22 protein-coding genes, 1 tRNA gene and 1 other RNA gene are annotated in these 22,134 nt (G+C 30.7%); 3 read left to right on the top strand and 21 right to left on the bottom strand.

What is annotated here, in order from left to right; translation table 11 throughout:
* Positions 1 to 6: 6 nt before the first annotated feature.
* Together L8T90_RS03130 and ruvB are read right to left on the bottom strand one after the other, a co-directional pair.
* A complete protein-coding gene (locus tag L8T90_RS03130) occupies positions 7 to 1,050 on the bottom strand; it encodes an AI-2E family transporter (protein ID WP_263736692.1) in 1,044 nt (347 codons plus the stop codon).
* Entirely contained in the window at positions 1,040 to 2,050 is a 1,011-nt protein-coding gene (ruvB, locus tag L8T90_RS03125; protein ID WP_039619088.1) for a Holliday junction branch migration DNA helicase RuvB, read from the bottom strand. Before ruvB ends, L8T90_RS03130 begins: the two co-directional genes overlap by 11 nt.
* An 87-nt stretch (positions 2,051 to 2,137) precedes the next feature.
* Here ruvB and L8T90_RS03120 point away from each other — a divergent pair, with 87 nt between their 5' ends.
* Together L8T90_RS03120 and ssrA are read left to right on the top strand one after the other, a co-directional pair.
* Positions 2,138 to 2,548, top strand: coding sequence for a hypothetical protein (locus L8T90_RS03120; protein ID WP_039619086.1), 411 nt, complete (start codon positions 2,138 to 2,140; stop codon positions 2,546 to 2,548).
* Position 2,549: 1 nt separating this feature from the next.
* Positions 2,550 to 2,908: a transfer-messenger RNA gene (gene ssrA / locus L8T90_RS03115) on the top strand.
* A gap of 4 nt (positions 2,909 to 2,912) precedes the next feature.
* On the opposite strand, the gene L8T90_RS03110 is transcribed toward ssrA, so the two are convergent.
* The 3 genes from L8T90_RS03110 to L8T90_RS03100 all read right to left on the bottom strand — a co-directional run bounded on the left by L8T90_RS03110 (position 2,913) and on the right by L8T90_RS03100 (position 4,653).
* Positions 2,913 to 3,134 (bottom strand): hypothetical protein, encoded by a 222-nt coding sequence (locus L8T90_RS03110; protein ID WP_214135152.1) that lies wholly within the window; start codon positions 3,132 to 3,134, stop codon positions 2,913 to 2,915.
* Positions 3,135 to 3,254: 120 nt separating this feature from the next.
* Positions 3,255 to 4,184: a ribose-phosphate pyrophosphokinase gene (locus L8T90_RS03105; RefSeq protein ID WP_139470980.1), complete on the bottom strand. Its 930-nt coding sequence runs from the start codon at positions 4,182 to 4,184 to the stop codon at positions 3,255 to 3,257.
* A gap of 64 nt (positions 4,185 to 4,248) precedes the next feature.
* Positions 4,249 to 4,653 (bottom strand): acyl-CoA thioesterase, encoded by a 405-nt coding sequence (locus tag L8T90_RS03100; RefSeq protein WP_039619080.1) that lies wholly within the window; start codon positions 4,651 to 4,653, stop codon positions 4,249 to 4,251.
* A 64-nt stretch (positions 4,654 to 4,717) separates the two neighbouring features.
* Between L8T90_RS03100 and ciaB the strand changes: the two genes are divergently transcribed.
* Complete coding sequence (gene ciaB / locus L8T90_RS03095) at positions 4,718 to 6,553, top strand: invasion protein CiaB (protein WP_263736690.1); 1,836 nt, start codon at positions 4,718 to 4,720, stop codon at positions 6,551 to 6,553.
* Between the two features lie 18 nt (positions 6,554 to 6,571).
* On the opposite strand, the gene L8T90_RS03090 is transcribed toward ciaB, so the two are convergent.
* From L8T90_RS03090 to L8T90_RS03015, 16 genes are all read right to left on the bottom strand, one after another.
* Positions 6,572 to 6,766, bottom strand: a complete 195-nt coding sequence (locus tag L8T90_RS03090) for a hypothetical protein (protein WP_263682384.1) — start codon at positions 6,764 to 6,766, stop codon at positions 6,572 to 6,574.
* Positions 6,759 to 8,228 (bottom strand): DNA methylase, encoded by a 1,470-nt coding sequence (locus L8T90_RS03085; RefSeq protein ID WP_263736689.1) that lies wholly within the window; start codon positions 8,226 to 8,228, stop codon positions 6,759 to 6,761. Before L8T90_RS03085 ends, L8T90_RS03090 begins: the two co-directional genes overlap by 8 nt.
* A gap of 99 nt (positions 8,229 to 8,327) precedes the next feature.
* Positions 8,328 to 8,417: transfer RNA gene (locus L8T90_RS03080), tRNA-Ser, on the bottom strand.
* 49 nt (positions 8,418 to 8,466) lie between these two features.
* Positions 8,467 to 9,021 carry a PepSY-associated TM helix domain-containing protein gene (locus tag L8T90_RS03075; protein ID WP_263682382.1) on the bottom strand — a complete coding sequence of 185 codons (555 nt, stop codon included), beginning with the start codon at positions 9,019 to 9,021 and terminating at the stop codon, positions 8,467 to 8,469.
* Positions 9,022 to 9,083: 62 nt separating this feature from the next.
* Positions 9,084 to 9,794 carry a CDP-diacylglycerol--serine O-phosphatidyltransferase gene (gene pssA / locus L8T90_RS03070; protein ID WP_263724916.1) on the bottom strand — a complete coding sequence of 237 codons (711 nt, stop codon included), beginning with the start codon at positions 9,792 to 9,794 and terminating at the stop codon, positions 9,084 to 9,086.
* A complete protein-coding gene (locus L8T90_RS03065) occupies positions 9,791 to 10,408 on the bottom strand; it encodes a phosphatidylserine decarboxylase (protein WP_263702245.1) in 618 nt (205 codons plus the stop codon). The genes pssA and L8T90_RS03065 overlap by 4 nt, the downstream gene beginning before the upstream one ends.
* Positions 10,408 to 12,330 (bottom strand): ATP-dependent zinc metalloprotease FtsH, encoded by a 1,923-nt coding sequence (gene ftsH / locus L8T90_RS03060; protein ID WP_263663426.1) that lies wholly within the window; start codon positions 12,328 to 12,330, stop codon positions 10,408 to 10,410. Before ftsH ends, L8T90_RS03065 begins: the two co-directional genes overlap by 1 nt.
* Complete coding sequence (locus tag L8T90_RS03055) at positions 12,330 to 13,166, bottom strand: 50S ribosomal protein L11 methyltransferase (RefSeq protein WP_263736688.1); 837 nt, start codon at positions 13,164 to 13,166, stop codon at positions 12,330 to 12,332. Before L8T90_RS03055 ends, ftsH begins: the two co-directional genes overlap by 1 nt.
* A gap of 12 nt (positions 13,167 to 13,178) precedes the next feature.
* Positions 13,179 to 13,556, bottom strand: coding sequence for a chemotaxis response regulator CheY (locus tag L8T90_RS03050; protein ID WP_039619063.1), 378 nt, complete (start codon positions 13,554 to 13,556; stop codon positions 13,179 to 13,181).
* A 113-nt stretch (positions 13,557 to 13,669) separates the two neighbouring features.
* Entirely contained in the window at positions 13,670 to 15,433 is a 1,764-nt protein-coding gene (gene pglF, locus L8T90_RS03045; RefSeq protein ID WP_263663429.1) for a UDP-N-acetylglucosamine 4,6-dehydratase (configuration-retaining), read from the bottom strand.
* Between the two features lies 1 nt (position 15,434).
* On the bottom strand, positions 15,435 to 16,595 hold the full coding sequence (pglE, locus tag L8T90_RS03040; protein ID WP_263723841.1) for a UDP-N-acetylbacillosamine transaminase: 1,161 nt from the start codon (positions 16,593 to 16,595) through the stop codon (positions 15,435 to 15,437).
* Complete coding sequence (gene pglD / locus L8T90_RS03035) at positions 16,592 to 17,188, bottom strand: UDP-N-acetylbacillosamine N-acetyltransferase (protein ID WP_114640582.1); 597 nt, start codon at positions 17,186 to 17,188, stop codon at positions 16,592 to 16,594. Before pglD ends, pglE begins: the two co-directional genes overlap by 4 nt.
* A complete protein-coding gene (gene pglC, locus L8T90_RS03030) occupies positions 17,175 to 17,777 on the bottom strand; it encodes an undecaprenyl phosphate N,N'-diacetylbacillosamine 1-phosphate transferase (RefSeq protein ID WP_087685512.1) in 603 nt (200 codons plus the stop codon). Before pglC ends, pglD begins: the two co-directional genes overlap by 14 nt.
* Positions 17,770 to 18,897 carry a N,N'-diacetylbacillosaminyl-diphospho-undecaprenol alpha-1,3-N-acetylgalactosaminyltransferase gene (gene pglA / locus L8T90_RS03025; protein WP_263736687.1) on the bottom strand — a complete coding sequence of 376 codons (1,128 nt, stop codon included), beginning with the start codon at positions 18,895 to 18,897 and terminating at the stop codon, positions 17,770 to 17,772. The genes pglC and pglA overlap by 8 nt, the downstream gene beginning before the upstream one ends.
* Positions 18,894 to 21,032 (bottom strand): STT3 domain-containing protein, encoded by a 2,139-nt coding sequence (locus tag L8T90_RS03020; RefSeq protein ID WP_263736686.1) that lies wholly within the window; start codon positions 21,030 to 21,032, stop codon positions 18,894 to 18,896. The genes pglA and L8T90_RS03020 overlap by 4 nt, the downstream gene beginning before the upstream one ends.
* Before the next feature lies 1 nt (position 21,033).
* A complete protein-coding gene (locus L8T90_RS03015; protein ID WP_263736685.1) occupies positions 21,034 to 22,134 on the bottom strand; it encodes a glycosyltransferase in 1,101 nt (366 codons plus the stop codon).

Genomic DNA, 22,134 nt, shown 5'->3' with positions numbered 1-22,134 from the left:
TCGCCTTTATACAAAATGCTTTTCTTTTAAAATCACATATAATTTTAAAGTAGAAATAAAGAAAGTCAAAATAGCAGGTCCAAGGATAATACCCCAAAAACCAAAACTTGAAATTCCTGCTATCATCGCAAAGAAAATTAAAAGTTCGTTAATTTGCGTTGGAATTTGAACAAGTTTTTCATTGATCCATTTAATGATATAAGGTTTTACTAAAGTATCTGCGATAAAAGATATCATTACCACGCTATAAATGAAAATCACTAAAGCACCGCTTAGATTGTTATTGGCAAATTCATATAAAGAGACAGGCACATAAACTAAAGCCCCGCCTACCACAGGGATTAAAGAGCTAAAGCAAAATAATATCCCCATTAAAATCGCATCATAGCCATAAAATTTAGTAATGATAGCAAAAAGTACCCCTTGTAAAATGGCATTTAGCACCATAGAGTAAAACACAACAGACATTACATTACTCACTTCACTTAAAATGCCTTGAGTTTCTTCTTTTTTCATAGGTACTATGGTTTTGATATAGCCAATGAGTTGGGCTCCATAAAGATTAGCAAAGAAATAAAACACACAAATTAACACCATATCAGTTAGAAATTTAGTCCCAAATTTAGTTGCGCTTGAAAGATAGGTTAAAACATCTTTAGAGATGGAATTTAAATCAATACTTACTAGTGCTTCTTTGATTTTTGGCTCTATAAAGCTTAGAGATTCAGGTAGGTGCAAAGAATAATTTTTAAAATATTCTATGGTATTATGAATATAACTTATATTAAAACCGCTAGCTGCTTTTGCAAGTTCTATAATAGCATATACAAAAGGTATAAAAAATAAAGCTAACATAAAAGCAGTGGTAGCTGCTGCTGCTATGACTTTTTTACCTTTGAATATATTTAAGAATTTAACATTAACATTAGAAGTAGAAACAGCCATTAAGCTTGCTATGGCTATATTCATCAAAAAAGGTTTAAATAAAAAAAGCACCCAAAATAAAATAAATAAAATAAAGCTAATTAAGAAAAAATTACTACTTTTCATCAAATAAACCCTTGTTGTATTTTAATTTTAAAACATCAAAACTTTTTAAGCTCGCAATACGACCTTTGGCTGTTCTTTCTATATAGCCATTTGCTAGTAAATATGGCTCTATCACATCTTCTATGGTGTTTTCATCCTCACTTAATGCTGCAGCTATACTAGAAAGTCCTATAGGCTTTCTTTTAGCTTCAGTTAAAAGCTCTAAATACCGCAAATCCATCGCGTCAAAACCAAGCTCATTTACCCCTAAAGAATCAAGCGCTTCTTTAGCTCTTTTTTCACTAATGATTTCTTCATCATTTACATCAGCAAAGTCTCTTACACGCTTAAGTAATCTTAAAGCAATCCTTGGGGTTGAGCGACTGCGTTTGGCTATTTCTAAAGAAGCTTTTTTTTCACAAGTTTTATTAAGCTTTAGAGCTGCTTTTTCTAAAATGATAGCAAGCTCTTCATTTTTATAAAATTCCAAGCGAAATTGCATGCCAAAGCGATCGCGCAAAGGATTGCTTAGCATACCTGCTCTTGTAGTAGCACCTATTAAAGTAAATTTGGGTAAATCGATTTTGATTGTTTGTGCAGCAGGGCCACTACCGATGATAATATCAAGACGAAAATCTTCCATAGCAGGGTAAAGCACTTCTTCTATGGCAGGGCTTAAGCGATGAATTTCATCGATAAATAAAATATCTCCTTCACTAAGGTTAGTTAAAATCGCAGCTAAATCCCCGCTTTTTTCTATCATGGGTGCAGCGGTAGTTTTGATATTTGCATTCATTTCATATGAGATAATGTTTGCTAAAGTTGTCTTACCAAGTCCTGCAGGCCCACTAAAAAGGATATGATCTAGACATTCATTTCTTTTTTTAGCAGCTTTGATGAAAATTTCTAAATTTTTTTTAATGTTTTCTTGTCCTATGTAGCCGTCAAAATTTGAAGGTCTAAGGCTTGTTTCATAAGTTTCATCAGGGGAGAATTTTTCAATCTCTACGATTCTATCCATATTTTTTCCATTTTATTTTGTAAGAAATTTTAATTTTATCTAAAATTTGCTAAAATAAACATTTAAACTTAGATTATAGAAGTTTTTATGGGAATTTTAGAGCAATTAGAGTTAGATTACGAGCTTGAAGAAATCGAGCGCTTTTTGTATTTTTTTAGAAGTCTTTGCGATGTTTTAGAGCCTTTGATAGTAAAGCTAAGCAGTGATAGCTCAAAATACAAAGAAGCTTTAAAAGACTTAGAGCAAAATATCCACAACGTGGTTTGGGCTGCTAAAAGATTAAATTTAGATGAGATTGCAAATTTTTGCACATTTTGTGAGGAAATTATGCAAGAAGCAGCTAAATTTGATGGGCCTGCTAGCGATGAATTTGTGGATTGGATGTTTTTAGTGGGTGAGCAGCTTGATAGATATTGCAGTGATTATGAAAAAAATGCTTCTTTTTTAAGCGTATTTAACCCTCAAATTGCAAATGTTCCAGATAAAATTTCTAAATAATGGGGACGACTTGGCTTCGACAGGAGTAGAGTGGCCTTGGTGGCATGTCGCTTTGAGCAAAGCGTATAAAGCTCAAATTAAAATTAAACGCAAACAACGTTAAATTTGCTCCTGCTTACGCTAAAGCTGCGTAAGTTCAGTTGAGCCTGAATTTTAAGTGATACTATCTAGCTTAGAATTTGGTCATTTTTGATAGTGTAGATTGAAATTTGACAAGTTTTGATTGAAGTTAAAGTCTTAGTCTAGCTTGAAATTTTGGAAGGTGAGTTTGGCTAGATGAAATTTTCACCTTTGCTAAGCATGTAGATGCCGTGGTTGTTTTATTTTTGGACAGGGGTTCAATTCCCCTCGTCTCCACCAGTAATTAGTTTTTATTAACTAGTGCATCTCTTATATCTATGACAAGATAAATTACAAAAAAGCTTAAAAATATCGCAACTAAAGATCCAATAAGTGTTACTAGACCTACTATAAATCCTAGAGTAAACATCAGCGCAATAGAATAAATAATCGCTATAATAAAGCTTAATGCAGCCGCTATATCAAGTATAGTTCTACCAAAATTTAAGATTAAATTTTTAATCATAATAACTCCTTAATTAATAATAATTTATTAATTATAGCAAAATATAGTTTTAATTAATATAAAATTGTAGAATTATTTGAAGTTTAGATTTTCTTTGCAAGGATGGTCCTTGCAAAGAATTTATACAAATAAAGAATTCACACTTTCATTGTGATAAACTCTGCGTATTACCTCGCCAAAAATAGGTGCTACGCTTAGGACTTTGATTTTATCCATTTGTTGTTTTAAAGGTATAGTGTCAGTTACTACTAGCTCATCTAATGCATCTTTAGCTATTCTTTCATAAGCTACGCCACTAAGTACAGGATGAGTACAGCAAGCTATAACTGACTTTGCACCTTTGTTTTTAAATACTTCAGCAGCTTTTACTATGGTTCCTGCTGTATCGATGATATCATCTACTAAAATCACTTCTTTATCTTTTACATCGCCGATGACATTCATCACTTCGCTTTCATTAGCTTTTTCGCGTCTTTTATCTACTATAACTATATCAAGTCCTAAAGCTTTTGCTACGCTTCTAGCTCTTGCTATACCGCCTATATCAGGACTTGCAATGATAGGGTTTTTATAGTTTTTATTTTTAATATAATCATTAAAAATAATACTTCCATAAAGATTATCCACAGGTATATCAAAAAAGCCTTGAATTTGTCCAGCATGTAAGTCTATGGTAGCTACTCTATCCACACCGGCTGATTCTATAAGATTTGCTACTAATTTTGCAGTAATAGGTACCCTAGGGCTTGCTTTTCTATCTTGTCTAGCATAGCCAAAATAAGGGATGATAGCTGTGATAGAGCTTGCACTTGAGCGACGCAATGCATCTGTCATGATTAAAAGTTCCATTAGATTATCATTTGTTGGAGCACAAGTACTTTGTATGATAAACACATCTTTACCACGTACGCTTTCATCTATTTGAATGCTAATTTCACCATCGCTAAAACGCTTCACACCTGCATTGCTAAGAGGCAATGAAAGGTATTTTGAGATTTTTTTAGCAAATTCTTCATTTGCTGAACCAGAAAATATTTTATATCCACGCATATATAAGCCTTAGAAAATTTTTTGTGATGATATAAAAAGTTTTTTAAAAATACAATAAAACATATTAAAAGCCGTGCAATCTTTTTAAATCCGCATCAATAGGAAATTTATTTCCATCTTTATCTACGCTCACATAAGTTACTACGGCTGAAGTTACATGCATACAATACACACGGCCATATTCATTAGCTCTTTGAGTAACTACTTCTACTTCTACGGTGATAGAGGTATTACCTGCTTTGATGATTTTTGCATAGCAAGATACCAAATCACCTACGAAAATTGGCTCTTTAAAAATGATTTTATCTACTGCGACCGTTACAACTCTTTGTGGGGAAAGTTCTCTTGCGGCAATGGCTCCGGCTAGATCAATTTGCGACATGATCCAACCACCAAAGATATTACCAGCGGGGTTTGTATTGCTTGGCATAGCTATAACTCTTAGCTTAGGTTCTCCCATATCTTTCATACATTCTCCTTGTGTTTTAAAAAAAACATTATAATTAAGTTTTAAAAATAAAGAAAGGTAAAAAATGAATGATTTTAAGCAAATAGCAAAAATTGTGAAAAATAGGAAACAAAATATCAATAGTCTTTATAATATACTTCAAACTAATCAAAGTCATCCTTTGATAGATAGAGCTTTAGAACTAGCTAATCTTGAAAACGAAAAAAGCAATGTTTTAGCAATGTTGCGTCGTTTGGTGGATTTAAAAGAGGAAAATTTAGTCCAAGAGCTTGAGAAAAAAGGTTTAAATGAAGAAGAAATTTCTCAAATAAAATATAAAGTTTTTTCTTTAGTAAGAGCCTTTTATGAAGTAGAACATCAAGATTTAATCGATGAGATTAAGAGTAAAAATTTACTTGATGAGTTTTATTTGGCTTTAGTTCAAGGTGTGCATAATATAGGTGTAGTTATGAATTCTTTTGAGCTTGTTTGGAGCAAGCAAATTTTAGATACAAATAATAAAATCTTAAAAGAACAATTTCCAAATTTAAGTGATGCTTTGGAGTTTTTAAAGCAAAATGAGCTTTATCAGCTTAATCAAGATGGTGAAATTTGTGAAAGAAGCTATGGGGCTTTAGTTAAAATAGGAACACTTTGGAGATTTTTACCTTATGCAAAGGCTTTTGAAAATGAGGTTTTAAAGCTTGAATATGAGTTTGATAAACTTTTAGAAAAACTAAGAAATTGTGCGTTAGATGATGAAAAAAATGCTTATATTGACTATATAGAAAAATTAAAATTTGCATTTTGTGAAAAAGATAATAATGAAGTGGTTAAAAAATGGCAAGAAGCAGAGCTTGCGTGGATGGAAGTAAAATGCCCATTGCAAATTGGCCATCCTTTAGAATACTATGAAGACTCTTACACACATGCAGTAGCACTTGAGTGGGATATACGCTTAGAAGATGTGAGTGATTTTAATGGGAGTGAGTTTAAAGATAAAATCAAAGAAAGCTTTGCAATGGTGTATGCAAATTTAGATGAAGAAGATGAAGCTTTGTTTGATGAAGTGAATTTTAATCTTGAAAAAACTCAGCTTTATATTTGTATGCCTATGATTTTTTATGGAGCAGAGCTTAAGGGGCTTTTTTCTGCTCAAGTAGTGCCAAATGATGAGTATGTAAGCAATATAGCAGGAAAAAAGATCTTTGCTTTTTTAAATTATGTTTATGAAAATGCTAAAACCAAGCCTTTTATGAAGCTTTCTTCTATGGTATTTGAAAAAGAATTTTTAGATTATGGTAGAGAAATTTTATTTTACAATGAAAAATTATGGAAAAGAATTTATGAAGTTTCTACCATAGGTCATGAGTTTGGGCATATTTTCTTTGTGGCAAATGATAGCGAAAAGAAAATGAATGAAAGTGGTGTGTTTAAAAATATAGAAGAGTTTAAAGCTACTGCGGGTGGGCTTGTAAATTTCTTCTTACATGAAGAAGATGATTTAAAGCTTCCTGTGTTTTATGAGCTTATTAAAAGGGCTATAGGATTGATTGCTTGGCAAAGAGTAGAGGAGGTTAAGCCTTATTATACAGAAGGTTTGATTCATTTGTCATTGTTGTTTAAATCAGGGGTGTTATCTTTTGCAAATGAGAAATTAAACATTAAATTTGATGAGGAAGCTTATGAAGCCTTTAAAGCTGTGTTTATGCAAAATTACTATAAGTTAGCAAGACATTATATGCTAAAAGAAGATGCTAAAAATTATTTAGATGAGTTTTGTATTTTAGAAGATGAGGTGTTTTTACCACTTGATGAAGAATGTAAGGAATTTGTAAAATATTACTATGAATTACACAAACTTTATGGCAATGAAATCGATGAAAGTGGAGAGTTTGAAAAATACTCTAATGCAAAATAAAATTTTATCAAGAAGAACTTAGCTTTCTTCTTGATATTTGCTATTTTCTAATGCTTTTTCCATATCTTTTTGCGTTTTTAAAATAGCTTTGTTAAAACCATTTAGCACTGAAAATGGAGCAAATTGCGCCGCTCTTTTTTCTCTTGGTATTGGTGGGAATTGTTTTGATTTTTGATATTTTATATTTATTATATCTTTATAATCATCATGCATTATGTCCTCCTATTAAAGAAGTAATTTCTTTGGTTTCATTATCTAAGCTTGAAGCTTTTAAAATAGCCTTTTTACCAAATTTTTGCATGATTTGAAGTCTTGCTTTTTGAAGTTTTTCTTCTTTTTCAAGTTGATTTTTTTCTTGCAAAATTGCATTAAAATCACTAAATAAATTTAATTCTTGGAAATTTTCTTGTGCTTTGTCTGTGATATTATTTAAACTTAAGCTGATTTTTCTAATGCTTAAGTTTTTATTGCTGATTTTATAAAAAAGTTCCAAGGCTTTTTTATTGATGATTTTTAAAGAATGGGTAAAATTTTCTAAATTTATACTTCCATGAGCATTTTTAGGTATAGTTCTTCCATAATTATCTTTAGTGATAGCTCCTTTGTAAGAACTCAAAAAACTTGAATTTTCTAAATTGCTTTTATCATATTGTATATCTAGTGTGATATGGTTTGTTTTAAGGTTATTTTGTATAAGTTCAAGCACTAAATAATCCACAAGTTCTTTTAAAACTTTCATTGCTTGAGTGTTATCATATGCAAAAGGCAAAACCTTAGCCATGACTTTAGAGTGATTTTGTGATTTGTAGTTTTTAATATCTTTCATCGTGCAAGTTTCAATACCCCATGCATGATCGATTAATAATTCAGCATTAACACCAAAGTGTTTATAAAGCAAGGCTTCGTGTTTTAAAGAAAATCTTGCAAGATCTCCCATAGTATGAATGTTTAAATTTGCAAGTTTTAAGGCAATGCCTTTACCTATACGCCAAAAATCTTTTAAAGGTTTATGCTGCCACAATTTATATCTGTATAATTTTTCATCTAAAAAGGCTATAAGTAAGCCATTTTCATCTACTTTTTGTCTTTTAGCAAGTATATCCATGGCAATTTTAGCTAGGTATAAATTTGTACCTATACCTGCTGTTGCAGTGATTTTACTTGTGTGTAAAATATCAAGTAAAACCTTAGTAAGTAACTCATAAGCTGAAAGTTTGTATTTTTCAAGATAAGAACTAAGATCAATAAAAACTTCATCAATAGAGTATATATGGATATCTTTTGCATCAAAATACTTCAAATAAATGCTGTATATTTTTGTGCTAAATTCTATATAAGTAGCCATTCTGGGCTTGGCGATGATGTAATCTAGTTCTAAATTTAAATCATTTTTAAGTTCTAATGTATCAAAACTTTTAGCTTTAAAGCAGTGTTTTTGAGTTTGTTTTAATCTTTCTTGGTTGATTGAGTGGATTTTTTGTTTAAACTCAAAAAGTCTTAATCTACCAGGTATATTGTAAGTTTTTAGTGCAGGTGAAACTGCTAGTATGATGGTTTTATCTGTTCTTGATTCATCTGCTACAATGAGATTAGTTGTTAAAGGATCTAAATTTCTTAAAACACATTCAGCTGATGCATAAAAAGATTTCAAGTCAATAGAAGCATAAATTTGCATAGTATGTGAAGCTTGCCTTTGGATTTATTAAGTTTTGATGATATTAATTATAACAATAAAAATTACTAAAATAGATGAAATAAAATGAATTTTATAAGGTGGCGGACAGAGAGGGATTTGAACCCTCGAGACCCGTTAAGATCTGCACCCTTAGCAGGGGTGTGGTTTCAGCCACTCACCCATCTGTCCGTATTAAAAGGGAAAGTATATCTTATTGATTATAAGATATACCTTAAATTTATACACTAAGATAAGCTATAATTAAAGTTATAACAAAACCAGCACCTAAAACTGCGATTTGTTTGCCCCTGTCTTTGCGTATAGCTATGATAGTGATTAAAAGTCCTGAAATATAAAGGATTATCATAGCAAGTGCAAAAGCTAGCCCAAGAACAGAAAAATACCACATACCTTTATCTTTGTGAAGTAAAATCATATTTCCAAGTAAACTTCTTTCTTTTGTGATAATTTCATAATTATTTTCATCTATTTTGACAATACTTGCAGTATAGTTTATAGTGCCAAGCTCTATTCCATCGCCTTTTTTGTTAAGTTTTGGTTCCAAAGATGAAGGAAGTTTTAAGTTATTTTTCTTTAAAAAATCAATTAAAAATTCAGCTTCAGCGCCTTCTTGGATAATAGCTTGAACTTTTTGAGTTTGAATTTTAGCTCCACTTTCCCCATCAAAACCAGCTATATAAGCAAAACCAGTAACAGCATATAAAAATGCTAGTGGTAAGAAAAATAAGCTAATGTAAATGTGAATTTGTCTGAATAATTTGTTTTTATTCATTTTTACTCCTTTTTGAAAATAATGAGAAGTATATTATTAAAAAGTGAAGTGAAAATAAAATTTTAATCTTTTTTAAATTTACGAGCTAGAGTAAAAAAGCTTCGAATGATTCCATAAAGTACATATAAGCTTGCGACGATTAACGCACTTTCTAAAAAATACAAATAAAGCATGGAAAATAAGATTACTAAAAGGATTAATACTTTTAAAACATTTGCCCGTTTTAAATCAATTTTTTTAAAACTTGGATATCTTATATTGCTTACCATTAAAAAAGCTAAAAGCATTTGAATACATACTATCACCAAAGAAAAATCACGTAAAAAATCATAATATAAATAAGCGCTTACCCATAAAGCACTTACAACTGCAGCTGTTGGTATAGGAAGTCCTATAAAAACTGAAGGTTCATAAGTACCTGTGGTGACATTAAATCTTGCTAAGCGTATAGCGCCAAAAACTACAAATAAACCAGCTATTAAGGAGCCAAAACGATCATATTCATAACCTATACTCATATAAAAAAGCATAGCAGGTGCAACACCAAAGGCTATTAAATCTGCTAGTGAGTCAAACTCAACTCCAAATTTAGAAGTAGAATTAGTAGCTCTTGCAACGCGTCCATCCAAGCCATCACAAATTAATGATAAAATGATATAAATTAATGCTTTATCAAAATTTTGATTAATAGAAGCAATCACTGAAATAATGCCTAAAAATATGGAAGCAGCTGTAAAAAGATTAGGTAAAATATAAATTAGTTTAAAATTCATGGATTTAAATACCCTATCAATGCACCAATGCGTACTTTATCGTTTTCATTTACGCAAATTCTAGTATCTTTTGGAAGCAATAAACTCACACTGCCATCAAACATAAAACCTATATTTTGTCCATGGTTTAAATGATGACCAAAATCATCAATATGAACTTTTCTATTTAAGGCGCCAAAAATGATGCGTAATGCCCATTGTTTGCCTTTAGAACGTGCTAAAAATAGCATTCTTTCGCCCATTAAATTTGTATTTTTCATAAATGGACATAAAAAAAGTCCGTGTCTTGGTCTAGTTTCTTCTATATCCATATTAAGTGGAGCTATGATGCTACCTTGATGGATGATATTGTTTATAATTTGTACTTCTATGCATTCGCCAAGCTCTTTATATGAGCTTGTTTTAATGCATTTTATTTTTCCTTCTATGGGAGCTATGATAGTATTTGGATCTGCTATATAATCGATTTTACTAGCTCTAAAAAGGCAAGCAAAAAGTATAAAAATACACCATAAAAGCCAAGAAAATCCCCATATAAATTGAGCTATTGCAAAAACTATAGCTAGAATTATAAGTAAATTCCAGCCAGCCTTTGCAATAAAATTTGTTTTCATTAGTTATCCTTAGTAACTTCTTGTTCTTTTTCTTCTAAGCGCGTTGGAAGATTGTTTTCTTCTTCATAGTTTTTAATAATCTCTCTTACTTTAGCACCATCAATAGTTTCTTCTTCATAAAGTGCTTGTACCATTACTTCTATAGCACCGCTATAAGTTTTTAAAATTTCTTTTACACCCGCATAGCGTTCATCTAAGGTTTTCTTCACATACTCATCTAAATCTTGAGCCATTTTATCAGAATAATCTTTGATAGTTTGTCCACCACTTAAGAAAGTATTTCTTTGTTTTTCAAGCACCATTAAACCTGCAATTTCACTCATACCATACATAGAAATCATAGCTTTTATGATGTCAGTTGCACGTTCAAGGTCATTGCTTGCACCAGTTGAAATTTCTTTAATGAAAATTTCTTCAGCTGCACGTCCACCTAAAAGTACATCAACTTCAGCCAAAAGCTCATGTTTTTGCATTAAAAATTTATTTTCTTCAGGAGTATTGAGCGTATATCCTAAAGCTGCTAAACCACGCGGTATAACAGAAACTTTACTTACTTTTTTAGCACCTTTTGTGGTTTCAGCGATTAAAGCATGGCCACATTCATGATAAGTTACGATTTTTTTCTCTTTATCATTAATTCTACGTGATTTTTTCTCAAGTCCTGCTATAGCTCTTTCTACTGCTTCAACTAAGTCTTTTTGTTCTACATGTTTTTTAGAATCCCTACCTGCAAGTAAAGCTGCTTCGTTAATGATATTTGCTAAATCAGCACCCGCAAGACCTGCTGTTAATCTTGCGATATCTTCTACTTTTACTTCAGGTGAAATTTTAACATCTTTCATATGAACTTTTAAAATATCACATCTGCCTTTAAAATCAGGCTTATCTACTAAAACTTGTCTATCAAAACGTCCTGGTCTAAGTAACGCTGCATCAAGTACTTCAGGACGGTTTGTCGCTGCTAGTACGATTACTGGCGAGCTTTCAGTACCAAAGCCATCCATTTCTGCTAGAAGTTGATTTAAAGTTTGCTCTCTTTCATCATTTCCACCCATCATGCCACTTGCTGCGCGTGATTTGCCTATAGCATCAATTTCATCTATAAATACAATAGCTGGAGCTTCTTTTTTAGCATTTTCAAATAAATCTCTAACCCTACTAGCTCCAACACCCACAAACATTTCTATGAAAGATGAACCTGAGACGCTAAAAAATGGTACATCAGCTTCGCCTGCCACTGCTTTTGCAAGTAAAGTTTTACCTGTACCTGGAGGGCCTACAAGCAAAAGTCCTTTTGGAATTTTTGCTCCAAGATTGATATATCTTTCAGGATATTTTAGAAAATCAACTATTTCTTTAACTTCTTCTTTTGCTTCCTCAACACCTGCAACATCATTGAATTTAACTTTTGGTTTTTCTGAATTTACAAGCTTTTTAGAGCTTCCTATACCAAGTATAGATCCGCCCATATTTTTTTGCATACGAGAAGCTAAAAACATCCATATACCAAAGAAAATAAATACCGGTAAAACCCAAGAAAGTAAGATATCTATAAACCAATTACTCTCGTTAAAAGCTCCGTAAGAAACGCCTTTTGAATCAAGCAAAGGCACAAAAGTAGCATCATTTGGAACTTTTTTAGTAATATATACCATATTTCCTGCTTTAGATACTGCTTTTATGGTAGTTTGACCTATGTTAACTTGGGCAATTTGATTATTTTCGATTAAAGTTTTTAATTCAGAATAAGTAACTTTTTTGGTATTTTCTCCGCCCATAATACCCATACTACCATCATCTGAAAATCCTTTAAATAAAAGAATCATCACAATGGCAAAAATAGCGAAAATAAAAATAGGGTTTTTATTAAAAAAGCTATTATTGTTTGGATTATCTTTTGGTTCGTTTGGTTTTTTATTCATTATTTTGTTTCCTTTTTGTAAGCTAAACTCAACCACTCTCCTTTGTGTTTACATTCTAACAAAGTCAAATCTTTGAATTTATCTTTAATTCTTTCTTCATATTTGTTTAAAATACCAGATAAGATTAAAATTCCACCTTCTTTGGTTTTTTCTTTAAGATCTTTTTCTAGTATGATTAAAATATCAGCAATGATATTTGCCACAACTATATCATATTTATGTAAGCTTTTATTAATAGAACCTACCCAAATATCATCAAAGTTAACTTGATTTAATTTTGCATTTTCCTTGCTTGCAACTACGGCTAGCTCGTCTGTATCACAAGCTTGCACTTTAGCTCCAAGCTTTGCCATGATGATACTTAAAATCCCACTTCCACAGCCTACATCTAAGCAAAATTTAGAATCATCTGTGTATTTTTGTAAAAATTCTATACAAGTGTAAGTGCTTTCATGATGTCCTGAGCCAAAAGCTAGGGCAGGGTCTATAATGATATTGATTTTATCTTGTATAGCTTCTTGCCAAGTGGTGTGAATGTGGATATTGTCAATGGTTAAAGCTTGTATGCCTTTTTTATACTCTTCTATCCAGTTTTTATTTTCTTTTTTTTCTAAAGTAGAATGAAAATAAATCTTAGTGTTAAATTTTTCACATAATTTTTGATGAAAATTTTGTAAGGCTATTTGAATGAGTTCTATATCTTCTTCTGATCGTATATAAATGCCATCGTTTTTTTCTTCTATGGCGTCTATATCTAGAGAAAAAATAAGATCAAGGAATAAATCTAAATATTCCTTGTCTGTTTGAAAAAAAAGTTCGTAATAATGTGTTTGCATAAAAACCTATAATCAACCTTCGTTTGTTCCTAAAACATCTTCAAGTTTTTCTTTTAATACTTGAGGTGTAAAAGGTTTTACAATATAGTTATTTACACCTGCTTTTAAAGCTGTGATAACTTCTGCCTTACCACCTTCTGTAGTTACCATGATAATAGGCATATCAGCATATTTTTCTTCCGCTCTTACTTTTTTTACTAATTCTAAGCCGTTCATTTCGGGCATATTCCAGTCAGTAATTAAAATTTTTATGTCATCATTTTGTGAAAGCAAATCCCAAGCTTCAACTCCATGTTCAGCTTCTAAAACATCTTTATGACCTAATCTTACAAGAGTGTTTTTGATTATTCTTCTCATGGTAGAACTATCATCAACTACTAATAACTTCACTTTTTTTCCTTTATCTTGATGTAATTACATAAAAGTGTAATTGTATCGTTTTTATTTTTATTAATCAATTAAAAGTTTATATTATACCATTTAAAAATAAAATTAGAATTTAATCACTCTCCATTTTTGTTATGATTAAACTCAGGCACAATTTCCTTTAAAACTTTTGCAGGATCTGTGCTTTGGAGTAATCTTTCTATTTCTTGATTTAAAATTTTTAAATCTTTAATTTCACTAGTGGTGACAAAAATGCTTTCATATTGAGTTTTCAAATCATCTTCATGGATTAAAAGCTCTTCGTAAAGTTTTTCACCTTTTCTAAGTCCAGTGATTTTAATTTCTAACTTTTTATTAGAAAGTAAAAGCATTTTTTTAGCTAAATCCATGATTTTAACAGGCTCACCCATATCAAGTACAAATAACTCCCCACCTTTGGCAATAGCTGCAGCTTGTAAAACAAGCTGCACAGCCTCATCTACTAGCATAAAATAACGCACTATATCAGGATGAGTAAGAGTAAGTGGTTCATTAGCTGCAATTTGAGCTTTAAATTTAGGTATGACACTTCCACTTGAGCCTAAAACATTACCAAAACGCACACAAGCTACTTCAAAATTTTCACAACTTGAACTTAGCGCATAAAGTTCACAAATTCTTTTTGTACAACCCATGATATTAGTTGGTCTTACAGCTTTATCAGTGCTTATCATAACAAATTTAGCAACCTTGTAAGTTTTTGCAAGATCGATTAAATTTTTAGTACCTATGATATTATTTAAAATAGCTGAATGTGGATTTTGCTCACACAAAGGCACGTGTTTATAAGCTGCTGCATGCAAAATCAAATCTATGTTTTTTTCTTGTAAAAGTTTTTCTAATGCTTCTTTGTCTAATATACTCATCATAATAGGTTCAATTTTTTCTTTATGCAAGCTTAATTCTTCATTGATTTTATATAAATTATACTCGCTATGATCAAGCATGATTAAGTGTTTTGCGCCAAATTTAATGCATTGTTTACAAAGCTCGCTTCCTATAGTCCCACCAGCCCCACTAACTAAAACTACCTTATCTTTGATAAAATCAATCACGCAAGCATTATCTAAATCTTTTGGCTTACGCGCTAATAAATCTTCAATGCTTATATCTCTTGCTTCATTTTGTGTAAAAGAAAAAAGTTTTATATCATTAATCCCATAAGCAATAAGCTCATCAAAAAGCTTTTTGAGTTCTTCTTGTTCAAGTTTTAAAGCAATGATAGCAGTATGAATTCCTTCAGCGGTATATTTTCTAATAGCTTCTTTTTCTTCAACTATAAATTTATCACAATAAGTACCTATTAAATTTTTACGCTCATCTACCACAGCTACGGGGAAAAGTCCTAAGCTTCCTTCTTTGGCTCCTTTTAATAAATGTAAAGCCTTTGAAGTGGCACCAACTACTATACAAGGATGTTCTTCATTGTATTTTGGCTTTCTAAAATCAACTATCATTCTTTTGCTTATACGCAAACTTCCAATTAGCATACAAGATAAAACAAAGTCTATTCCTATAACGCTTCTTGGAAAAGGATTAAAAAAATCATCATAAAAATAATAAATTGCTAAAAATACAAGTTCAGCTAAAGCTAAAGCGATAACTAATTTACGTGCTTCATTAAGTGAGAAAAATCTCCAAGCAACTTGATAAATTCTAAAAAAAGCTAGAAAAATGATTTTAAGTAAAATCAAAATCACCGCACTTTTAAACATACCTTCATAAAATTCACTTGGAATGTCTGCACTAAAGCGTAAAGAAAAAGACAAATAAATACTTATAACAAAAAGTAAAATATCAGCGCCTAAAAAAAATCCTAAGCGTTTGCTTTTATAATCCATCTTAGTCCTTTAAGGTGTTTAAGATTAAAGTAGAAACTTCCTCTACATCGGCTTTACTCATAGTAGTTGCGCTTGGAAGGCAAATTCCATTGCTAAAGAAAAACTCACTATTGCCATTTAAGTAAGCATCGCAACCTTTGTAAAGTTCTTGTAAATGCATCGGTTTCCAAAGCGGACGACTTTCGATTTTATTATCTTTTAAAACTTGTATGATTTTTAAAATTTTATCTTGAATTTGAACATTTTTATTTTCACATATACAATGTTTTTCATAAGTATTAAGTTTATTTAAATCAAAATCAAGTAAAGCAGTGCTTAGCCAGCGATTTGACTTGGTATTTTCAAGCTCATCTAAAAAAGTAAAAGTGCCACTTAAAAATTCTTTATACCAGCTATAAATTTCACGCTTTTTATTCACTCTTTCTTCTAAAACTTCCATTTGAGCAGTGCCGATTGCACCTAAGATATTACTCATTCTATAATTATAACCATATTCTTTATGCTCATAATGAAGACAATTTTCTCTAGCTTGAGTGCTATAAAATCTTGCTTTTTCAAGATTGGCATGATTTTCACTTACAAGCATGCCACCACCACCTGTTGTGATGATTTTATTACCATTAAAAGAATATACTCCAAAATCTCCAAAAGTACCTAAAGCTTTATTTTTGTAAAAACTTCCCAAAGCTTCAGCGGCATCTTCGATTAAAAAGATCTCATTTTCTTTACAAATTTGGACAATCTCATCCATTTTAGAAGCATTACCATAAAGGTGTGTTAAAATGAGAGCTTTTGGCTTTTTAGGACTTTCTTTGATAGCTTTTTTTAATAAATTTACATCTAAATTATAAGTTTCATCACAATCAATAAACACAGGCGTAGCATTCATGTAAGAAATAGGCGCTACTGAAGCAATAAAAGTAAAACTTGAAGCTAAAACTACATCACCTTCTTTGATACCCAAAACTCTTAAAGCTAGATGAATGGCTGCAGTGGCTGCATTTAGAGCAAGTGCATTAGAGCTTTTTGTATAATCTTTAATACTTTGTTCTAAGGCATTAACAAACTCACCCAAAGGTGCTATATAATTACTTTCAAAAGCTTTATGTATATATTCTAATTCTTTTCCACTCATATGTGGTGCTGATAGAAAAAATCTCATTTTACCTCCTTTATTTTCTTAGCAGGAACTCCAGCATAAATACCTTTAGAAGTTAAGTTTTTAACCACAACTGCTCCCGCACCTAAAGTTATATCATCATTTAAACTCATACAGGGAATAACGCTTGAATTAACTCCCAAAAAACAACGCTTTCCTATTTTTACATTTCCTGTTAGCTTAGCTCCAACGCTAATATGGCTAAACTCATCTACAAAACACTCATGCTCAATCACACAAGCAGTATTTAAAATCACACCTTTTGCAATGCTAGCTTTAGCATTAACTACGACATTTGGCATGATCAAAATACCCTCATCATCTAAAAAAGCACTTGGACTAATAATAGCACTTTTGTGTATCAAATTTACTAATCTAAATCCATCTTCTTTTGCTTTTTTGAAAAGTTTTTCTCTAATAGAGTTTGCACCAATAGCAATAAACATATCGTGTTTTTCTAAGTTGGAGTGATATTTTAAGCCTTTATTATCATCTAAAAAGATGATTTTTTCATATCCTAAATTTCTAGCCACATCAGCACAGACTAAACCATGCCCACTAGAACCATATATATAAATACTTTTAGTTGTGTCCATTGAATTTATCCGTTGTAGCTACTCCTTCTTTATTAACCCCACTTCTTTTTAAAACTTTAATAATAGTCATAAAAAAGATTTTAAGGTCAAATAAAAAAGAGCAATTTTGCACATATTCTACATCATATTTAAATTTTTGCTCCCAAGAAATAGCATTGCGTCCATTAATCTGTGCCCAACCTGTAATACCTGGTCTTACATCGTGGCGTTTTTTTTGCTCTTGATTGTATAAGGGCAAGTATTCTACAAGTAAAGGTCTTGGGCCTATGAAGCTCATATCGCCTTTTAATACATTAAAAAGCTGTGGTAATTCATCTAAGCTCAAGCTTCTAACTAGTTTGCCAAAAGGCTTTAAGCGTAATTCATCAGGAAGTAATTCTCCATTTTCATCGGTTTCATCACTCATGGTTTTAAATTTATAAATATAAAAAATTTTTTCATTTAATCCTGGTCTTGCTTGTTTAAAAAGCACACTTCCTTGAACGATTTTTAAAACAATGCCTATAAGCACTATAAAGGGTGAAAAAACAATCAACAAAATCAAAGCTAAAAAAAAGTCAAAAACACGCTTTAAACCATTTTTATACATTTGTAAAACCCCTATAAAAGTCAAGATATTTCAAAGCTATGATATTTTCATCATAATTTTGCGCTCTAAGAAAAGCATTTTGCGCTAAAGTATTTTTTAGTTTTTCACCTTCTAATAAAACTGTGATTTTTTCAGCTAAATCTTTACTATCTTTGCATTTGCAAATCAAACCATCTATGGCATTATCCACTGCTTCAATGCAACCCTCAGCATCACTTACAACACATGCTTTTTTGCAAGCTTGTGCTTCTAAAACCGTTCTTGGATAGCCTTCTTTATAACTTGGTAAAACAAAAATATCGCATAAATTTAATAAATGTGCAATATCACTTCTTGCACCAAGATAAAAAACATCATTTGAGTTTAAAAATTCTAATGGTGCGCAAGATTTATTATCATCCCTTCCGCCTACCAAAACAAAATTTGCCTTATCTTTTAAAATTTGGCTTGCCTCATAAAATTCTTTAATGCCTTTATGCCAAAGCGCTCTTGAGATCATTAAAACGATAGGTTTATCAGGCATATTGTGTTCTTTTAAAAAAGCTTGTTTTTCTTCTGTGCTAATTTTTAAAGGTAAAAATTGTTTTAAATTTAGTCCTACGGATTTGATGATTTTGATTTTTTCTTCTTTTAAGCCTAAATTTTTCATAAATAAAGCATTGCTTTCATTGACAAAAATAAAACCATTAGCAAGTTTAAAAGAAATTTTATAAAGTAAATTAATGCTCATTCTTACTAATTTGCTTTTAAAATCATCATCTATATAAAAACTTCCTAAGCCCTCAACCAAACCAAAAGTATATTTAATGCCCGCCATTTTAGCTGCTATGATACCTGTTGTATTGCTTTTGTGAGCACTTGTTTGTAAAAGATCTAAATTTAAACTTTTGAGTGTATTTTTTAAACTAAGTAGATTTTTAAAAACAATCAAAGGATTGACACTTGATCTAGCTAAATCATAAAAACAAACCTTATAGCCTAGTTCTTGTAATTTAATAGCAAAATCATCTTTTGGAGTGATGATTATAACTTCATGATTATTTTTTTCTAAAGCCCTAATGAGTGCAAGACGAAAATAATACACACTCATTGCACTATGGGTTAAAATTCCTATTTTCATCTTTTTAGCCTATAAATTTTTGCTCTTGCATCATTAGTGACTTGCTCAAATAAATCTTGATCGTATTGATTTAATAAAAACATTTGTATATAAGCACTATTATAAAGACTTTCATCTAAAATCACAAAGCTTTTATATTCTCTTAAAAAGAGCAAATAAATTTGAGCTTTTGAATCAATTTCATTGTAATAAAATTTGCCATTAGTGATAGATTCTATATCCACAAAAGCTTTTAAAGGTATACTTGCACCTTCTACTTTTAAAGCTCTAAAATCATTAATAATTTCTACTCCATTATCAAGCATAACAGAACCTGTGGTTTTATCTTGAGCTATGGCATTAGCTTGAGAGAAAAATAAACTTTTTTCTTGCTCTCCATTGTCAGGATTTGTATTTGCAAATTGTGCTACCACGGGCATGATACGCAACATTCTATAAGGCATGTAAATATATACATCTCTTGTTTTATTGGTATCAAATTTAAAATCTTTATCATTTAAACTTTCTAAAAAATCTTTAGCACTTGTTTGGTTATAATCTTTAACCATAGCTTTTAAAACATCAGGATAATTTTCTTTGAAAGATTTTTCAGTGTATTCTACGCTAAGTCTTGCCATGTTAGCTGCTGGAATTTGTTCTTTGCTTAAGACAAAAGATGAGAAAAAATTATCTTTTCCTAGGTGTTTTCCACCATCGATTAAGGTTTTTACATCGCTATAATAGCGTATTGGATAACCATAATCCCACCAAGCAACAACATAATCTTCTCTTTGAGCTTTATTTTTTAAATCATTTAAAATACTAGCTTCATAAGAAGTAAAAACAGTAGAGGATTTATAATAATAAATATGTACTAGGGCAGGGCTTATACTAAAAAATGCAATGAGCATGAGTAAGATATTTTTATTTCTTAGGTTAAGTTTGATTTGTTTTTTTTCTAAAAAATTAAAAAAAGCATATAAAAAATACCCAAAACCCAAAGCCATCACAGGAACTGCATAAATGGTAAATCTAAGTCCAGCTCTTAAAGCCATAAAACCTAGTGCAAGCATAGGTAGAGCCAAAAGCATACTTTTGTGATCTTTGCAAAGTAAGATAAAACCTATAAAAGAAAGGATAAATACTAAAACACTAGAGCTAATTCTTTGCATAAACACTTCAGGATCGATAGTATTTACTTCCATAATGGTTTCATTGACATTAAAATACACAAAGGCAGCATCTTTTAAATTTTGTACATCAGAAGCTTTAAAAACGTAAAATTTAAGTTGATATAAAACAGGATCTAAGCCACCACTTAAATGTAAAATCAAAATGCTAATAAAAATCAAAGCCCAAATCATATAAAAATTAATTTTTTCTTCTTTAAAAGCAAAAATAGCAAATAATAATACAATCAAAGCAAGTTTATATTGCCATGCTAGCATACTTAAAGCTATGATCATCAAAGCAATAGCTAGATAAAAAATCTTTTCTTTTCTATGAAATACTAAAGTATAAAGACCAAAAAGTCCTATCATGGCAAAATTTAAAGAATAACTTGATGGATACCACCATAAATAAATCATGATAAAAACCGGACTTAAAAGTAGGGTGAAAATGTCTTTATTAATAGTTAAGCGTATAAAGGTAAGTAAAATAAGCATTGGTAAAACTAACACTAGCATATCAGTATCATAATACCCACTCATAGTGCGGTTATAATAACTATTTGCAATGCTTCCAAGTAAGGCTGCTATAAAGCCATAGGTAGTGATTTTATACTCTCTTGCGATTAATATAATAGGCACAACAATCAAAGAAGCAAAAAAAGTACTCATATATAAAATAATACTTTCAAAGCTAAAAGGCAAAATACTATAAAGCCAATAAGTCAAAGTAGAAAGTGAGCTTCCAAAATAAGATAAGTCATTGGGTTGATGAAAACCTGCTATCATATCTCTTGCACCTTCTGCAAAAGCATAGCCATCATTAGTAGTAATCATGAGTTGATCATTAAAGAAAAACTCATAAAACTCACTTGCCCAAGCTACCCAGTATAATCTACACAAAACACTAAAAGCAAAGGCTATAAGGATTAAAATACAGGTATATTTTATAGAATTATTATCCGTGAAATTCTGTCGTAGTTTCATTTTATGCCTTGTTGAAAAATTCAAATAATTGCTTTGCTATGCTAATTTTATCAAATTCTTTTGCACGCAAAAAAGCCTTTTGTCTATATGAAGCTTTTAATGCTTCATCATTGCACATTTTCTCTAAGCCTTCTTGCATGGCTTTTTCATCATCTACTTTTACTAAAAGTCCAAACTCATCATTTAAAAATAACTCCCTTGCGCCACTTTTATGATCAGTGCAAAGTACGGCAGTATTACAAGCTAGGCATTCGATTAAAACATTGGAAAAGCCTTCAAAACTTGAAGCAAAAGCAAAAAAGTCACATTTGCTCATGTATTTATAAGGATTTTTATCAAAACCTAGTAAAAAGACTTTGTCTTTTAAATTTAAAGTTTCTATTAAAGCTAAAAGCTCATCTTTTAAAATACCCTCGCCTAAAATGACTAATTTTAAATCAGTTTTAACTTTTGCATAAGCCCTTATAAGCATAGCATGATTTTTACCATGATCAAGTCTACCAACACTTAGTATAAAAGGATCTTTAAAGTCTATTTTTTCTTTAGATTTTTCTATAATACTTTCTAAATCTATGGCATTGTATAAAATATCACATTTTTTTGCTTCTATATTGAAATTTTGTATTAAATCTTCTTTATTTCCTATAGAATTTGCTAAGATTAAATCTGCTTTATTATAAAGTTTTTTAATAAGAAATTTATTGATAAAAGAATTTAGATTATTATGTTTATAAATCACACTTGGAGTGGTACATTCATTGATAATAAGGGTTGATTTAAGTCCTAGAGATTTTGCCATTAACGCAATATAATTAGGTCTATTTAATAATACAAATTGCAAATTGATTTTTAAATCTTCGCAAAACTTTTTGTATTTCATAGCTAGCAAGGGCAGTTTTAAAAATTTGGCTAAGTTGCTTTCGCTTGGATTTGATTTTTCAAGGTAGTGGATATTAACCTCAGGAATATCATATGATATTTTGTCATTCATTAAAATCAAATGTACTTCATATTTTAAATTTAACACAGGCAATAGCGTAGATACAACCCTTTCAGCACCACCACTTCCTAAAGAATAAATAAAAATTGCTAGTTTTTTCAT

Origin of the sequence: Campylobacter sp. RKI_CA19_01121, from assembly GCF_025771295.1 — a bacterium.
Lineage (GTDB): Bacteria > Campylobacterota > Campylobacteria > Campylobacterales > Campylobacteraceae > Campylobacter_D.
Note: the sequence above shows the minus strand (reverse complement) of the source record. Positions and strands in the feature narration are given on the sequence as shown.